The organism is Paramagnetospirillum caucaseum, assembly GCF_000342045.1.
Taxonomy (GTDB): Bacteria; Pseudomonadota; Alphaproteobacteria; order Rhodospirillales; family Magnetospirillaceae; genus Phaeospirillum; species Phaeospirillum caucaseum.
In genome coordinates, this window is record NZ_AONQ01000038.1 from 1 (window position 1) to 15,160 (window position 15,160).

Below are 15,160 nucleotides of genomic sequence, written 5' to 3' on the forward strand. Positions count from 1 at the left end.
GAGCCCACGGCATCGCCTGCAAGCTGCACAGTATGCGCGAGGAACGCGAGGCGGCAATGGTCCGCTCCTCGGGCCGCGATCTGGTGCCGATCAAGGCCTCGGTGGTCGATGACGAAATGGACAGTCTGGGCATCAACTTCACCGTCAAGGGCAGCCGCGCGCGGCGTACCGTGCTGTCGGATGCCTATGAGGCGGGAAGCGAAGCCGCACAACGCTTCGACATCTACCCTGGTCTGCACCATCGCCGAGGCCGACGACCGGAGCGGTGACGAGAATGGCGTTCCCCGGCAACTATCCACGGCGCATTCTTCACGGCGGTCATCGGCGATCCGGTGCTGGTCAAGGTGCCGCCGTCGAGGCGATGCTGTCCACCATCTTCGACGGGCGTGAAAGCCGATGGCAGCTTCCGTCTGGCGGGCTTTGGTTCCTTCTCCAAGTCGGAACGCGCCCCCAAGACCGGCGAAGCCATCGAAATCGCCGCCACGATCGCCATCAGGTTCAGCGCGGCGGCGGCACTGAAGACGGCGCTTTGAAATCAGTTGATCCTCAGCATCTATCGGAAACGGTGTCGTTCTTCTCCGCCGCCACAGCTGTCGCGCCGTGGAACGGGCGGAGGAAAATGCCCGCAGCCCGTCGGCCACGGGCGATTATCCTGCCCTGGATATGGCTCTGATGATTCTGACCGAAATCGAGCGCCATCAGGGCTTCACGACACGTTTACGCCGATTTACCAGCTATACAGCTTTCAACGAGGCTTCCAAGGCTCCGCTGGCGCTCACCTTTGCACGGCCAGTTCCGGGAAAAATTCCTTGACGACCGGCCCGTCGGCCTGCCACGCCCGACAACCGTTCAGAAAATATGGCTCGATCCCCTTTTCCCGCATGTGACTCAAGGGGGCCGTGCCGTTGAGTTCCGGGGCAAGCGAGACGGCCATGTAGGCGGCCGTCCCCATGGTGAACAACAATTCCATGTGGTGGGTGCAGCTCTCGCTGCTGCTTATTTTCGCCCGGACACGCTGCTGCCAGCCCGGGGCGATCTGGATGCCGACCAGACCGAGCAACACATCCGGGTTGTCGTGGCAGGACGGAAATGGCCCCGCCTCCAGGGCTGGCCTTACACTGTGAATCGTGAGGTTCTGGTCGAAGGTCAGAAGCAGGGACATGACATGTATGGCGTTTCCCGACGCCTCCACCGTGTCGATCAGCCTGCCTTCTATTTCGTACAGCCCATCCTCCCTCAGAAACGAGGCATACTCGATGCGGCGCGTATGGATTGGCCTGCGGGATGAATTATTGCTCATTTCAAACTCACAGAGTGGCGATCCAGCTTGACCATAGCATTAGCCAGGAATCATCGCAGTGGTCTCGATCTCCAGCCTAGCCTGGTCCTCCATCAATCCATTGACGACGACGGCCGCCATGCCCGCGATAAACACCATCTGGCCCGAACTCACAATGCAGTTGCTGTAGCCCTTGGGCTTCGGCCATTCCGGGGGATTGATGAATTTCATTGAATTCGCTCCAGTTTAAAAACGTTAGGGAAGCAGGGCGACCTCAGCCCTCCGCACACATCGAGCCCCCCCCTCAGCGGAACTTGCGGCTTGCCCGAACGGGCTTCGGTCGAACCTAGCCACGCCCAACCCTATCCTATGGTTACACAAACGTAAATTATTCACATCATTGCGTAAGCATTTTTTACACGGTTGTGTGTCGCCGCATGCCTGGAGTAATCTTCATTCGTACGGTCAGGCTGGAAATTCGCGACCACCGCGCCCTGCATGCGGCCAGCCGCCTGCCGCAACATAGGGAACCGCAAGACAATGAGCAGAGAAGCCGACATCCTGAGGAAAGCAGCAAAGGTGTTCGAGAGGAGAGGCGTATCTCGCACAACAATCGAGGACATCGCGAAAGAAGTCGGCATAAAGCGTGAGGCGATCTACTATTACTTCAAGAGCAGGGAGGAGATACTCCACTCGATATTGATTCCGCAAGCCAGGAGCCTCAACACGGAGCTCGAGAACATCCTGAACTCGGGCAAGGGCCCCTTCCCCAAGCTACACGCCGCGATCAAGCACCACCTTTCCAGCTTCAATCCATCGGCGTATCTCGAGATGACGGTGGCTTTGCGGGAAGATCATTTTTTCGACGACTCCCCGAAGGCCATCGAGCTTCGGCAGCTATGGTCTGAAAACGGTCATCTGTGGACTGCTCTTATCCGCCAGGGGCAGGAAGAGGGGGATTTCAACCCGGAACTCAACCCCAAGATGGTCGCCTTTGGCATTCTTGGCATGTGCAACTGGCTCGCGCGGTGGTTTGACCCCCTGAAAGGCGCCGTATCGCTTGATGAAATCATCGAGATATTCTCCACGCTCGCCTCCAGTGGCGTGGCCGCGCACGGCACGACGATAAAAGATCGGGTCAGCCATACCGTCAGCCCTGACGCGAGGGTCCCCAAGGGCCACCCTCTGCGGGCCATTCGCGAAATGGTCACGGATATCCTGGTGGAATCATGGGATAGGATTGAAGCGCTGAATGCAATGATCGGCCAATCCTCGATACCGCGTGACATGCTCTTGCGTGCGATGTTGCTTCAGGTTCTTTACTCCATCCGCTCGGATCGCCAGTTAATGGAGCAGCTTGAACACAACCAGCTGCTGCGCTGGTTCGTTGGGCTGCATGGAAAGACCCATGCCTGGGATGCCACGGTCTTTGCGCAGAACCGTGAGCGCCTGTTGGCCCAGGAGGTCATTCGCGCCATCCTGACGACCACGCTGCAACGCCTCATCGAAAGCGGACTGCTGGCCAGCGAGCTTTTCTCCATCGACGACGCCCTGTTGCAAGCCTGGGGGGGATGAACTTCAAAACGCTCGTCGGCACACGATCTCTCCACAAAAAAGTAGGCCAGGCGACAAAGCCGCCTGGCCAAGTGGAGGGGAGACATTTGAGGAAACCTCGCATGCCCCACCGAAGCGCTACAGGGAGACAAAGCAGCGCACCAATCAGCGGCCAGAACTCATCGAACCATCCGCTGACATTCACATCCGTTAGGCATCGCCGACCTCGACAATGACCGACATCGCCGTATCGCCGGCCGCGCAGCCGGTGAACAGGCCGCGGCCGCCGCCGCGGATCGCCAGTTCCTCGATCAGTTCCATCACTCCGCGCAGGCCCATCGGCCCCTGCGGATGCCCGTAAATCAGCGAGCAGCCGTAATTGTTCATCCGGTCAAGCGGGAAGCCGGTTTCCTTGGCGAAATAGAGGTCGTTGACCGCAAAGGGATTGTGGGTCTTGACCGCATCGATCTGGCCGATGGCCAGTCCGGCCTGTTCAAGAGCCCGGCGGGCGGCGGGAACCGGCGCCGCGGGCATATGGGAGGGTTCGACCCGCGCCAGGCCGAAACCGGCCAGGCGAATGCCGACCTTGCCCTTTGACAGCTCGCGCGCCTTTTCACGCGTGGTGACGAGCATCGCGGCGTTTCCGTCAGCGGGATGGGTCTGGGCGCCATAGGTGATGGTGCCGCCCTCGACCACCGGCCGGAGCTTGGCCAGGCCCTCGGGGGTCGAGCGGGTCAGCCCCTCGTCGCCGGACATCACCCCCGCCACCTTGCCGAAGCGGGCATCCGGGACATCGAAGGGTAGGGTGATGTAGCGCCTTTGGAAGGCGTGATCCTCCGCCGTGGCCATGTCGTATTGAGTCTGGCGCATCAGCACCAGGTCATGCTGCTGGGCGGTGGTGAAGCCCCCCTTCCTCGCGATGTTCTCGCCGGTGACGACCATCGCCTGACCGGTGAACGGATCGCGGCCGAAATTGGCCAGCACCCAGTCCTCCGTCTCGCCGGTGCCCCCCATTCCCCGGGGATTGGGGTAATAGATGTGGGGGCCGTTGGAAAGACGGTCACAGCCCTGCACCAGCGCCACCGTCGCCATCCCGGCCGCGACCTCGAGGGCCGCCGTCTGCAGGCAGCGCACCGAGGTGGCGCAGGCCTGGCTGATGGTGGGGCCGCCGACGCCATCCGCGCCGATCATGCCGGTCAGCCAGGGCAGGCCGTAGAAGCAGGCGGTCTGCGGCACCGACAGGCCAAGCACGCCGAAATCGATGGCCTTGGGATCAAGGTTGCGGCGGGCCATTTCCGCCTTGGTGACATGCGCGGCGAACCTGATCGCGTGCAGATTGGCGAAGCTGCCCTGCCACTTCGCGAGGGGCGTGCTCCAGTACGCGCCATAGGGGATCCAGGCGCTCATCGCCCGCTCTTCACGGAGAGACCAACCCTGGCCAGCGTCGCGAAAATCAACCTCAACATGACGCACCCCCTGTCACTTGCTTCGAGGCGGACCATAGCCCATTTTTAACATACTGTAAAATATTTTTTACATGTAGTAGCGCGGCGACTGCCCTGCCCGTCACATGCCGAGATAGGCGCGGCGCACCTGGTCGTCGCGCAGCAGGTCCGCGCCCTTGCCTTCCAGGGCGACATTGCCCGTTTCAAGGACATAGGCGTAATCGGCGATCGCCAGTGCCGCCCGCGCATTCTGTTCGACCAGCAGAATGGTTATGCCGGCATCCCGCAGCAGGCGGATGTTGCGGAAGATTTCCGCGACGACCAGGGGAGCCAGCCCCATGCTGGGCTCATCGAGCAAAAGCAGCTTGGGCTTTCCCATCAGCGCCCGGCCCAGCGCCAGCATCTGCTGCTGCCCGCCCGACAACACGCCGGCCGGCTGGTCATGCCGCTCCCGCAGGACGGGGAACAGGGCATAGACCTCCTCAAGGCTGGTCCTGATCTCCGCCGCCGGGCGGAGATAGCCGCCCAGTCGCAGATTGTCCTCGATGCTCATGGGCTTGAAGACGTGGCGGCCTTCGGGAACCTGGCAGATACCGGCCCTGACCCGGTTTTTCGCCTCGTCGAAGGTGATCGGCTCTCCGTGCATGGAAATCGAGCCGCGCGACACCGGCTGAACCCCGGAGATGCAGCGCAGCAAGGTGGTCTTGCCGGCCCCGTTCGCCCCGACCAGCGCGACCAATTGCCCCGGCATGATCTGCATCGAGACGCCGTGCAGAACCTCGATCCTGCCATAGCCGCTGGACAGACCCACGACCGACAGCATGGCCTCGGGATTGCCCGACATCTGCTTCGGGGCGAGCGGGACGGAATCCTCCCTCGCGCCGAGGCCGACCGGAGCCGGCAACAGCCGGGTGATCCGGGCGCGCAGCAAGGCCATCGCCTCCGCCGGATATTCGTGAGTCAACGGATCGGTGCGGGAGGCGAAGATGTCGTTGACCTGCAGCCAATCCTCATCGATCAGCACCTCGCGGGCCAGCGGGAAGCAGAACTCCTCCTCCAGCCGAAGGTGGTTGTCCATGCGACGCCGAAACAGCGCGATCTCGTCCACCAACTCGGCAATATTCTGCTCGGCCCCCCGGTCGGGCCTGACCGCCATCTGCCTCAGCCTTTCGGTCTGCTGATAGGCCCCCCGATGATGGAGCTCCAGTTCGGCGAGAACGTCTTGCCCGCGATCGGTGCGTTCCCGGATACGCACGAACAGGACATCGGATTCCCAGGCATCGTGATAGAGATCCCTGAACCCACTGAAGTAATCCGCGATCAGCTCGATGGTGTGGAAGGTGGTGTCGTCCGCCGTTCCATCGGCGAACTGGGCACCCAACGCCGAAAGAGCGCCACCGACCATCCGCATGGTGCGGTGTTCCGACAAAATAATGGCAAGCGCCTGCATGGGCCTATTCCTCGTCTTCGTCCCCGCCCAGATAGGCGGCGATGACGTCTGGATTCTTTCTGATTTCCTCGGGAGTCCCCTCGGCGAGTTTCTGTCCGTAATTGAGCACGAGAATCCGGTGCGAGATGTTCATCACCAGCTTCATGTCATGTTCCACCACCACGACGGTGATCCCCAACCGCACCAGTTCTCCCACCAACAGTGCCATATCATGCGTTTCGGTGTGGTTGAGGCCGGCGGCGGGTTCGTCGAGAAAAAGGAGCCTCGGCTCGGACGCAAGCGCGCGGGCCACTTCCAGCTTCTTCAACGCACCATAGGGCATGGCCGAGGCGTGAGCGTCGATATAGGCCTTGCAGCCGACCTGCGTCATGAGATCGACCGCTCGTTCCTTGCAGGCCCGATCACTGCGCACGATGCCGGGAAACCGGAACATGCCGGCGAACATCCCGGAATTGAGCCTCGAATGCGCGCCGACCATGACGTTCTCGATGGCGCTCAGGTTCTTGCACACCTGCAGGTTCTGGAACGTGCGGCTGATTCCCATCCGGGCCAGGCTGTGCGGTGGAATGCCGGTAATCTCGGCTCCCTCGAATTTGACGGATCCAGCCGTCGGCGTGTAGAGGCCCGAGATCAGGTTGAACAGTGTCGTTTTTCCCGCCCCGTTGGGGCCGATCACCGAATAGACCGATCCGGCGGGAATATGGAAGCCGACGTCCTGGACGGCATGAATCCCCCCGAACGACTTGGACAGATGATCAACCGTCAGCACGTCGCACCTCGCTTCGGCCGCATGGCGGCCGCCAGGCTCGGCACCAGGCCCCGGGGCAGGAAAATCATGGTTGCCGCCAGAATCACCCCAAACGCCACCACGTCCCAGCCATCGTATCCGGCCAGGAATTGCGGCAGAATGCCGATGATCACGGCTCCGATCAGGGCACCGTAGATCGAGGCCATTCCCCCAAAGACAACGATGATGACCAACTCGGTCGATTGCACGAAGTCGGCGATACCAGGATTGATGTATCCGAAATAATGGGCCCCCAGGCTGCCCAGGATCGACGAGACCGTTGCCGACAGAACGAAGACATCCATCTTACGGCGACGCACATCGACCCCCGCCACCGTCGCCGCGACTTCCGACCCGTGCAGCGCCTGAAGAGCGCGCCCGGCCGGGGAGTTGATCAAATTCTGGGTGATGACGACGGTCGCGAACAGCAATACGGCAAAAACCCAATACCACTGCCGCTCCCCCGCCAGGGAATAGCCCAAGACCGAGAATCGCCCCACCGGCATTCCGTCCGGGCCGCCGGTCCATTGCGCCTCATTGGTCAGGACGATTGTGATGATCACTCCCAATCCCAGGGTCGCCATGGCGAGATAGTGGCCGCGCAGGCGAAGAATGACGCGCGCCACTGCCCAGGAAAGGAGTGCGGTGACCACGGCTGACAGGATCAAGCCACCGAGCGGGGGAACATTGTAGCGGGCCGTCAGAATCGCCGATCCATAAGCCCCAAGACCAAAGAAGCCGGCATGGCCGAGACTGATCTGCCCGGTATACCCCATCAGGAGATTCAGCATGATGGCGTTCATGGCCAGGATGGCCACACGGTTCGCCACATCGACATAGAATGTATTTGGAAGGAAGGCTGGCAGGATTATCAGGACGGCAGCCAGTGCCGCGAGTCCCCTGAAACGGTTGACCACCTCTTCAGGAAGGGAGCCAGAGTCCACGCCATTCGCACCTGGAAGCTTTATCATGACCTAGATCCGATCCGTTGGCTTGGCACCAAGCAATCCCTGGGGACGCAGCACCATGACGATGAACACCATGACGAAGGGCACCGCGTCCTTGTACGCAGAAGAGACGTAACCGGCGGTCAACGCCTCGACCAACCCAAGGAGCAACCCTCCGAAGACAGCCCCGCTTCCGCTTCCCAACCCCCCGAGCGTGGCGGCGACAAACCCTTTGAGGCCAAGCATGATACCGGTGTCATAGGCGACGGTGGAGATCGGCGTGACCAGAATGCCGCCGAACGCGCCGATGAGCGCGGAGAGAATGAAGCTGAGTGTCAGGACACGGCGGACATCGATTCCCACCAACTGCGCCGCCAATCGGTCATAGGATGCCGCCAGCATCCCCTTGCCGAGTTGAGTGCGGCTGAAAAACAGCTTCAGCCCAACCACGATCAACGCGGAAACCGCCAGAACCCAAAGGCTTTGCGGCAGGATTGTCGCCCCCGCGATCTCGATCGGCTTGTCCGAGGAAAAATGCGGCAGGCCGTGATTGGCCTTGCCGAAGAATATCTCGGTCAACCCCCGCACGATCATCGACACCCCGATGGTGACGAGAATCAAGGTGGCAACCTCGGCGTCACGACATTGGCCAACAGCCAGCCGCTCCATCAGATATCCGATCAAGCCCGCGGCCATCACACCGACGATACAGGCGAGGGGCAGCGGGATGCCCGCACTCACAAGAACGGAGGCACACATGCCGCCGATCATGATGAATTCGCCTTGCGCGAAGTTAATCACGCCGCTGGCATTGAATATCATCGAGAAACCGAGCGCCGCCAGCGTGTATGTTGCGCCAAGCGTAATGCCTGATAAGATGAATTGAATAAATTCAGGCGACATCTTCGCCCCCTCTCACGCAAACCTCCTTGCACCATCAATGATGCTTAACGGCACAAGGAGGCGGTTACGGGATGAATTATTTTGCCAGCGTCCAGCCGCCATTCTTGATCTGGACCATTTTCAGACCAGACGAGTCGATGCCAAGATGATCCTGGGGCGACATGGTCACGATTCCGCTGGTGTCGGGGAAATCCTTGGTATTTTCCAGGGCATCCCGAACCTTGGCCTTGTCCGTCGAACCCGCCCGCGTGACGGCGTTCACCCAAAGCAGCCAGGCGTCACGGGCATAGGCGCCAAACGTGGACGGCGGAGTTTTGAAGCGCGCCTCGAAAGCCTTGGCATACTCCGCCGACAGTGCCTTCTGGGGATCGCTATCGGGAAGAACTTGGGCCACGATCACCGCCGGCGACGGCATACGTACCCCTTCCGACGCGGCACCGGTCAGGTTCAGGTATTCCTGGGAGGCCGACCCATGACCCTCATAGTGAGGCAGGGTCATTCCCAACTGCGCCATGCCCTTGGCAACGACGATGGGACCCTGGCCGAAACTGGAGACGAACAGGGCCTGCACGGCCGGGTTATTCTTGATTTTCGCCAACTGGGCGGTGACGTCGGTATCTTTGACGTTGAATGTTTCGTCGGCGATGATGGAGACGCCGTACTTCCCGGCGACCGCCAAGGTCTCCTTGCGGCTTGACTGGCCGTAGCCGGTGGTGTCGGCGAGCAGGGCAATGGACTTGTAGCCACGCCCGGCCATGTCCTGTAGGGCTCGTTCCGACGCCATGCGATCATCATGAGAGACCTTGAAGAGCCACTTCTTCACCGGATCGACGATGACCCTGGCCCCCCCAAGGGAAATGAATGGAATCTCGGCTCGTTCCACCAGCGAGTACATGGCCATCGTCGCGCCGGTCGTGGTGCCTCCGATCAGCATGTCCACCTTTTCATCCTCAATCAGGCGCTTCACGAAGCCATTGGCCTTGCCGGGATCACTGCCATCATCGAACTGGATCAAGGCCACGCGACGCCCCAGCAATCCGCCGGCCTTGTTGGTCTCATCAACCATCATCTGAAGGGTTTGCGCTTCCGGTTCCCCCAGCGGAGCGGCACCACCGGTCAGGGAAAGCACGGCCCCCACCTTGATTGGTTCCGCCGCAATGGCTTGATTCACGCCCGCGACCACCAAGGCGGCCAAGGCAACACCAAAGGCAATTGTTGATTTTCGCATGACACTGTCCTCCCCATTCCGATTAAAGGTCTGTCAGACGTTCTTATTCATCTAGATGATTGTTCTTGTTGTTGTTCTAATGTACTTGCAGTCAATGATGGGCATTGCTTGAGCAGACCGCCGACGCCCATGTCCATGATGTCGCTGGCCGTGACGGCGAGTCCGGCAAGCACCCGCCGCAGAACCAAATCCAGGCCGTTGAGGCTGGGGGACCGGGCGCAGCCGGGAAGGTCGATCACCGGCACCTGACCGACATGGCCCAAAAGCAGGAGGTTGCCGGGGTCCGCCGGCATGCCGAAATGGTCGATGCCGCCACCCGCCCCTAGAATGGCGGCGGGCACGATATCGCGGCGATCAACGGTGGCCGAGGCACCGGAAATCAGCAGCAACGAGCACCCTTCGTCCAGGACCCGCCCGATCTCCACTGCCAGGGCCTCTGCATCGTGGTTACAGCGCCTCTCCGAAAGCCAAACACTGCCCAGCGCTTCAATGCGGCTCCGATTTGCGGCGGCGGCGCTCTGGAGAACACTTTCACGGGTTCCGGCAAGGGTGGTCTGGATCATCGCCACCTTATGCGGGATAAAGGGCCTCACCGAGATGGCAGGCTCCCCCGCCGAGGCAAAGTCCCGGCAAAGGTCTATCACTCGCCGCTCCACGGCGAACGGGATGATCTTGAGCGTCGCCACAACTTGGCCCGGTTCCACGATCATCCACGGCTCGGCCGTCGCCACCGTTACGCCCTCATGGATCCGATTGAAGGCGCCGATCCGTTCGCGATTAATAATGAGCAGGCCATGGGCTTCCGCCAGCAAGTTACTGCGACCGGTCAGGGCCTCGCTGCGGCCGACATTGGCTCCGACCAGGACGTCGGCCACGGAATCGGCCGCCGCGTTCTCGTCAACGTCGCCGGCCTCAAGACGCGCACCGGTGATACGATGGATGTCCGCCGCAGTCAGCGCGGCGATATCGCCGGCACAGAGGGTGCGCCCCTTCCTTATCGACCGTCCATTGGGGATCGATTCGGAGAGGTGAATCGAATAGGCGAGCACCACCCCCTCGGCCGCCTCGATCGGAAAGTCGCCAAAGATCATCGGCTTCGCTCCCTAAATCCTCCGAATGGCGCAGCAGTGACCTCTCGCACTCCATCGCCGCCCGGTCCGGGTCAGCTCAGCATCACCCTTGCCGACCCCGCCAAGGTCTTCTCGCCCCGGCTGTTCCAGGCTTCGAGTTCCAGGTCGACCAGGTTCTCCCCACCCTCCTGGCACTTTCCGACCACCTTGCCGCGACAGATGATCGCGTCTCCGGGGTAGTTCATGGCGGCGAAGCGCGTGGCGAAGCTCCGCAGGTTCTTTTGCGGAACCCAGCCGGTCACCAGCTGGCCGAGGACCGCCATGGACAACATGCCGTGGATGATGGCGCCAGGCAGGCCGCTCGCCTTGGCGGCGTCCTCATCGACATGGATCGGGTTGTGGTCGCCGGAGGCTCCGGCGAACAGCGCCAGCTGCGTGCGCGTCACCGGCGGGCAGGTGAATTCGGGCAACACCTCGCCAATTTCCACTTCATCAAATCGTTTCATTTCCGATTCCTCAACCATTGCGAACGACAATGACCGTACGCAAGTCACAGACATGGCTGCCAAGCTGATTTTTGATTTCAGTCTTGGTGACAATGAAGGTGAGGGCGCCGCCTTTCTTGTCATATGACTCGGCCACTGTTTGCTGCCCCGTGATGGTGTCCCCGGCGCAGATGTCATCGTGGTAGATGAATTCCTGCTCGCCGTGCACCGTGCGGGTTTTGTCGATGCCAAGCTGGTCCAGCACCATGAACGATTGATTGGCGTCCATGGCGATGGTGAAGCCAAAGGTCGGCGGCGCGACAATGCCGCGATGGCCTGCCGCGCGCGCGGCCGCCTCACTGAAATGGATGGGATCGCTCGCGCCGATCGAGCGCGCGAAGAACGCCACGCGCCCCTTTTCGACCTCGATACTGAACGGGTCGAAAACCTTGCCGACGATGTCCTTCACAGCCATGCCCACGCTTGCCTCCCTGGTAATTGCCGGACCACCGGCGTCGAGTTGAAGGCTACCCCTGTTTTACACAAACGTAAAGATATTTTACGTTTGTGTGGGTTTCGGCATACCGTATCGGACGCCCATTCCCAGGACGGGTACCCACGCCAATTCCCGTGCTATCACCTCGTCCTTTTAATCCGTCATCCCAATCGCTTCGCCAGATCCGCAGAGACCTCGGCGATGCGACGGAAGGGAGGCTCGAAGGGCGCGAGACCCAGGTTATCCACGCGCCTCAGCCCTTCGCGTCCAAATCTCTCACGTATTGTCTCGGCCAGATATTGCTCGGCCTGGGCATGCCGGATTGCGGCAAGATTTCCGTCAAATGCCAGAGAAACGGCGTGTTCGTTGATGGCGGCCGCCAGTGAGGCAATCCCCGTGCCATGCTCCGCCGACACCGGCAGGACCGGCACCGTCCAACCATCCCGGGCCACGGACATGTGCAGGGCGCCGGAGACGTCGGAAAGGGCTCGGGTGGCGGCCTCTTTCATGTCGGACTTGGTGACGACGACAATGTGGGGGATCTCGACAATTCCGGATTTCATGAACTGCAGGCTGTCGCCCGATCCCGGCTGGACGCAGAAAATCACCGTATCGGTAATATTCGCGACATCAACTTCTGACTGCCCCACACCCACCGTCTCAATCAGGACATAGTCATAGCAAGCCCGCATCAATATCATTGCGGGGACGGTCAGTGCCGCCAGGCCACCCAGACGATCCCGTGCCGCCATTGAACGGACGAAAACCCCGGTATCCGTCGGGTCGATGGCCAGACGTGTCCGATCCCCCAACAGAGCCCCCCCGGTGCGGCGCGAGGACGGATCGACCGCGATGCAGGCAACGGTTTTCCCGGCCCCCCGCCACGCGCCGATCAACGCACTCATCAACGTCGACTTTCCGACGCCGGGCGGGCCGGTCATCCCGACGACATGGGCGCGCGGCTGCTGATAAGCCGCGGACAGAAGGGTGAACGTGTTCTCGTCCTCGGCGGCCCTTTCCAACCGTTCCAGCGCCGCCGACAGATCGGCTTTCGTCTTGAGACCAGAGAGTGCTGAATCGGGCATCTCGCATCCTCTTTCTTGTATATGGCGTCAGGCGGTTTGAGAATATTCCCTGGCCGCCTGATAAACGGGGATTGCCGGCTCGATCACCACGCTGTTTGACGGTGGGCTGACCTGTCCGGAGGCGCCGCACGCACGCACGTAGTAGTGATAGCGGATGCCGCCAAGAATGTTGCCGTCGGTCCAGTTGGTTATCTTGAGCGCGTCCTCGATCTGAACCGCGCCGTCATCGTCGGCACGGTAGACTTCATAGCGGACGGCTCCCTCCACCTTATCCCAACGCAACTTCGCCTTTCCGCCGTCGAGCGTCACGGTCAGGCCGCCCCTGCCCTCGCCCCACGACAGGGCACCGGCATTGGGATCGATCATCGGGGCCTGGATCTCTCCCTTGGGCCACAGGAAGCAGACCACTTTCTTGTGAGCGCCATCGAGCGCCTTGCAGACATTGCAATAGTCGCAGGCGATCAGCTGATCATCGCGGCCTGCGCGGACCTTCTTCACCCAATCCGGGTCGGCGAGGAGACCGCGGGCAATTCCGATGAAATCACATTTGCCGTCAACCAGCGCCTTTTCGGCGACGGCGGGCGTCGACAGCTTGCCGGCCGCGGCCACCGGCAGATCGTACCCCTTCTCCATGAGGAAGGCCTTGATATCCGAAACAAGATCAACATGAAGACCCGGTGGAAACAGGCTGCCGGGCATGCATCTTTCGCCGGAATATCCGGTATAGGGGTGCGGAACCTGTCCGGGGATGTGTTCCGCATCCTCCAGCTTGCCGCCGACCGACAGCGACAGGTAGTCGAAGCCAAGCTGGGCGAGCCGAAGGGCGATGAGTTTCGTGTCGCTGGCGGTATTGCCCCCCTTGATGAATTCATCGGCGAGGAACCGGACACCGACGGGAAAGTCGCGCCCGACCTTCCTGCGCACATCCTCCATCACCCGACCGATGACATGCAGGCGTCCTTCGAGGGAGTCGCCGCCATATCGGTCCGTCCTGGTGTTGCGCCGGGACATGAAGGATGCCAGCGTGTAGGCGTGGGCCGAGTGGATTTCGGCGCCATCGAAACCGGCCTCGCGGGCGCGGCGCACAGCGTCGCCGAATTGTCCGATGATCGCCTCGATATCCTCGTCGGACAGCATGTCGACCGTCTGACGCCAGCCACTTTTCGAGATTTTCATAAAGTGGATGATCTGGGGGACGACCATGGAGTCCGATGTGTCGTGAATCCGCCTGACCATGTCGGCAAGGCCGGGGACGAACTTGTCATCGGAAATCCGCAGGAGGGGGCCAGAATTGGAGTGATGGATCGCCATCGCCTCGACCACGATCAATCCGACTCCGCCTTCAGCATAACGGACGTAGCGATCACTAATTTCCTGGGTGACCCAACCTTCCTCATCGGCCAGCCGCGTCACCATGGCCGGGGCCATGACCCGGTTGGGCAGCACCATGCCGTTAATGTCGAGGGGTTCGAGCAGCTTCATCGCATGATCCTCTTGCAGATATCTGGAAGGCCGTCCAAATCCGACGGCGCGAATTTCTTTGACCGGGTCCCGCCGTCGTCTCGGCGACAGCGGAACCCCGGCCGGGCTTCCATCACATCACGAAGCCACCTGCGGCCAGCAGGATCTCACCGCTGACGTAATCGGATTCGGGAATGCAGAACATGTAGACGGCTCCGGCCGCATCCTCCGGTGCACCGGCCCGCCCCAGCGGGATTGCCTTGAGCGACGCCTCGATCATCTCCGGCTGAAGTCCCATCCGAATTTCGCGGCCACCGATATTCGCGACCTCCTGCCCGGACCCGATCGGCTTGGTGATGCGTGTCTGAATCATGCCGAACGCGACGCAATTGACGGTCACGTTGTAACGGCCCCATTCCTTGGCCAGCGTCTTCGTCATGCCGATCAGGGCCGTCTTGCCGGCGGCATAGCCCATCTGTCCGGCGTTCCCGCAGACACCGCCGATGGAGGAGACGTTGACCACCTTGCGGGTGACCACGCGTCCCTGCTCCTTCTCGGCCTTGGCATTGGCCCGGATGAATTCGGAGGCGGCGCGCAGAATCCGGAACGGGGCCGTGGCATGGACATCGATCATCGCGTACCACTGCTCGTCGGTCATCTTCTGGATGACGCTGTCCCAGGCATAGCCGGCATTGTTGACGATGATGTCGAGACCGCCGAACGCCTCCACCGCGGTGGACACGAAACGGGTGCCGAAATCGGGCGCGGTGACATCGCCCATGCAGATCTCGGCCTTTCCACCAGCCTGACGGATCAACGCGGCGGTCTCGTTGACAGGATCGGCATCAAGATCGTTCAGGACCACCTTGGCCCCTTCGCCAGCCAGCTTGAGCGCGATGGCGCGGCCGATTCCACGTCCGGAACCGCTGACGATGGCGACCTTGTCGTGAAGCTTGCTCATGTTTTCTCC

At 61.3% G+C, this 15,160-nt stretch carries 17 protein-coding genes and 1 pseudogene; 3 read left to right on the plus strand and 15 right to left on the minus strand.

Annotation, left to right across the window (positions count from 1 at the left end; genetic code table 11):
• A pseudogene (locus H261_RS25470) lies at positions 1 to 269 on the plus strand (hypothetical protein); the annotation flags it as partial.
• 63 nt (positions 270 to 332) lie between these two features.
• Positions 333 to 533, plus strand: coding sequence for an HU family DNA-binding protein (locus tag H261_RS13930; protein ID WP_235062933.1), 201 nt, complete (start codon positions 333 to 335; stop codon positions 531 to 533).
• 13 nt (positions 534 to 546) lie between these two features.
• Here H261_RS13930 and H261_RS26090 read toward each other — a convergent pair whose 3' ends face one another.
• The 3 genes from H261_RS26090 to H261_RS25795 form a co-directional block, all read right to left on the minus strand.
• Positions 547 to 699: a hypothetical protein gene (locus tag H261_RS26090; protein ID WP_235062934.1), complete on the minus strand. Its 153-nt coding sequence runs from the start codon at positions 697 to 699 to the stop codon at positions 547 to 549.
• A 76-nt stretch (positions 700 to 775) separates the two neighbouring features.
• Positions 776 to 1,300 carry a DUF2889 domain-containing protein gene (locus H261_RS13935; protein WP_008618655.1) on the minus strand — a complete coding sequence of 175 codons (525 nt, stop codon included), beginning with the start codon at positions 1,298 to 1,300 and terminating at the stop codon, positions 776 to 778.
• 39 nt (positions 1,301 to 1,339) lie between these two features.
• The gene (locus tag H261_RS25795; protein ID WP_008618656.1) at positions 1,340 to 1,510 is read right to left on the minus strand and encodes a hypothetical protein; all 171 of its coding nucleotides are present in this window, start codon (positions 1,508 to 1,510) and stop codon (positions 1,340 to 1,342) included.
• A 309-nt stretch (positions 1,511 to 1,819) separates the two neighbouring features.
• Between H261_RS25795 and H261_RS23425 the strand changes: the two genes are divergently transcribed.
• Positions 1,820 to 2,854: a transposase gene (locus H261_RS23425; protein WP_008618657.1), complete on the plus strand. Its 1,035-nt coding sequence runs from the start codon at positions 1,820 to 1,822 to the stop codon at positions 2,852 to 2,854.
• A 189-nt stretch (positions 2,855 to 3,043) separates the two neighbouring features.
• Here H261_RS23425 and H261_RS13945 read toward each other — a convergent pair whose 3' ends face one another.
• The 12 genes from H261_RS13945 to H261_RS14000 all read right to left on the minus strand — a co-directional run bounded on the left by H261_RS13945 (position 3,044) and on the right by H261_RS14000 (position 15,151).
• Positions 3,044 to 4,240 (minus strand): thiolase family protein, encoded by a 1,197-nt coding sequence (locus H261_RS13945; protein ID WP_008618665.1) that lies wholly within the window; start codon positions 4,238 to 4,240, stop codon positions 3,044 to 3,046.
• A gap of 159 nt (positions 4,241 to 4,399) precedes the next feature.
• Positions 4,400 to 5,728 (minus strand): ATP-binding cassette domain-containing protein, encoded by a 1,329-nt coding sequence (locus H261_RS26645; RefSeq protein ID WP_008618666.1) that lies wholly within the window; start codon positions 5,726 to 5,728, stop codon positions 4,400 to 4,402.
• A gap of 4 nt (positions 5,729 to 5,732) precedes the next feature.
• Positions 5,733 to 6,497, minus strand: coding sequence for an ABC transporter ATP-binding protein (locus tag H261_RS13955; RefSeq protein ID WP_008618668.1), 765 nt, complete (start codon positions 6,495 to 6,497; stop codon positions 5,733 to 5,735).
• Complete coding sequence (locus tag H261_RS13960) at positions 6,491 to 7,486, minus strand: branched-chain amino acid ABC transporter permease (RefSeq protein ID WP_008618669.1); 996 nt, start codon at positions 7,484 to 7,486, stop codon at positions 6,491 to 6,493. Before H261_RS13960 ends, H261_RS13955 begins: the two co-directional genes overlap by 7 nt.
• A 3-nt stretch (positions 7,487 to 7,489) precedes the next feature.
• Positions 7,490 to 8,365: a branched-chain amino acid ABC transporter permease gene (locus H261_RS13965; protein WP_008618670.1), complete on the minus strand. Its 876-nt coding sequence runs from the start codon at positions 8,363 to 8,365 to the stop codon at positions 7,490 to 7,492.
• Between the two features lie 76 nt (positions 8,366 to 8,441).
• Entirely contained in the window at positions 8,442 to 9,593 is a 1,152-nt protein-coding gene (locus tag H261_RS13970; RefSeq protein WP_040476517.1) for an ABC transporter substrate-binding protein, read from the minus strand.
• 47 nt (positions 9,594 to 9,640) lie between these two features.
• Positions 9,641 to 10,684 carry a molybdopterin-binding protein gene (locus H261_RS13975; protein ID WP_008618672.1) on the minus strand — a complete coding sequence of 348 codons (1,044 nt, stop codon included), beginning with the start codon at positions 10,682 to 10,684 and terminating at the stop codon, positions 9,641 to 9,643.
• A gap of 71 nt (positions 10,685 to 10,755) precedes the next feature.
• Positions 10,756 to 11,169 carry a MaoC family dehydratase gene (locus H261_RS13980; protein ID WP_040476530.1) on the minus strand — a complete coding sequence of 138 codons (414 nt, stop codon included), beginning with the start codon at positions 11,167 to 11,169 and terminating at the stop codon, positions 10,756 to 10,758.
• Positions 11,170 to 11,179: 10 nt separating this feature from the next.
• The gene (locus H261_RS13985; RefSeq protein ID WP_008618674.1) at positions 11,180 to 11,623 is read right to left on the minus strand and encodes a MaoC family dehydratase N-terminal domain-containing protein; all 444 of its coding nucleotides are present in this window, start codon (positions 11,621 to 11,623) and stop codon (positions 11,180 to 11,182) included.
• A 182-nt stretch (positions 11,624 to 11,805) separates the two neighbouring features.
• Positions 11,806 to 12,729 (minus strand): ArgK/MeaB family GTPase, encoded by a 924-nt coding sequence (locus H261_RS13990; protein WP_008618675.1) that lies wholly within the window; start codon positions 12,727 to 12,729, stop codon positions 11,806 to 11,808.
• 27 nt (positions 12,730 to 12,756) lie between these two features.
• Positions 12,757 to 14,211, minus strand: a complete 1,455-nt coding sequence (locus tag H261_RS13995) for an NADH:flavin oxidoreductase (protein WP_008618676.1) — start codon at positions 14,209 to 14,211, stop codon at positions 12,757 to 12,759.
• 112 nt (positions 14,212 to 14,323) lie between these two features.
• Positions 14,324 to 15,151, minus strand: a complete 828-nt coding sequence (locus H261_RS14000) for an SDR family NAD(P)-dependent oxidoreductase (RefSeq protein WP_008618677.1) — start codon at positions 15,149 to 15,151, stop codon at positions 14,324 to 14,326.
• Between the last annotated feature and the right edge of the window lie 9 nt (positions 15,152 to 15,160).

Coding starts and splice junctions, on each gene's coding strand:
- H261_RS26090 (WP_235062934.1), bottom strand. CDS start 699: ATGGCGCTCGATTTCGGTCAGAATCATCAGAGCCATATCCAGGGCAGG.
- H261_RS13935 (WP_008618655.1), bottom strand. CDS start 1,300: ATGAGCAATAATTCATCCCGCAGGCCAATCCATACGCGCCGCATCGAG.
- H261_RS25795 (WP_008618656.1), bottom strand. CDS start 1,510: ATGAAATTCATCAATCCCCCGGAATGGCCGAAGCCCAAGGGCTACAGC.
- H261_RS23425 (WP_008618657.1), top strand. CDS start 1,820: ATGAGCAGAGAAGCCGACATCCTGAGGAAAGCAGCAAAGGTGTTCGAG.
- H261_RS13945 (WP_008618665.1), bottom strand. CDS start 4,240: ATGAGCGCCTGGATCCCCTATGGCGCGTACTGGAGCACGCCCCTCGCG.
- H261_RS26645 (WP_008618666.1), bottom strand. CDS start 5,728: ATGCAGGCGCTTGCCATTATTTTGTCGGAACACCGCACCATGCGGATG.
- H261_RS13960 (WP_008618669.1), bottom strand. CDS start 7,486: ATGATAAAGCTTCCAGGTGCGAATGGCGTGGACTCTGGCTCCCTTCCT.
- H261_RS13965 (WP_008618670.1), bottom strand. CDS start 8,365: ATGTCGCCTGAATTTATTCAATTCATCTTATCAGGCATTACGCTTGGC.
- H261_RS13970 (WP_040476517.1), bottom strand. CDS start 9,593: ATGCGAAAATCAACAATTGCCTTTGGTGTTGCCTTGGCCGCCTTGGTG.
- H261_RS13975 (WP_008618672.1), bottom strand. CDS start 10,684: ATGATCTTTGGCGACTTTCCGATCGAGGCGGCCGAGGGGGTGGTGCTC.
- H261_RS13980 (WP_040476530.1), bottom strand. CDS start 11,169: ATGAAACGATTTGATGAAGTGGAAATTGGCGAGGTGTTGCCCGAATTC.
- H261_RS13985 (WP_008618674.1), bottom strand. CDS start 11,623: ATGGCTGTGAAGGACATCGTCGGCAAGGTTTTCGACCCGTTCAGTATC.
- H261_RS13990 (WP_008618675.1), bottom strand. CDS start 12,729: ATGCCCGATTCAGCACTCTCTGGTCTCAAGACGAAAGCCGATCTGTCG.
- H261_RS13995 (WP_008618676.1), bottom strand. CDS start 14,211: ATGAAGCTGCTCGAACCCCTCGACATTAACGGCATGGTGCTGCCCAAC.
- H261_RS14000 (WP_008618677.1), bottom strand. CDS start 15,151: ATGAGCAAGCTTCACGACAAGGTCGCCATCGTCAGCGGTTCCGGACGT.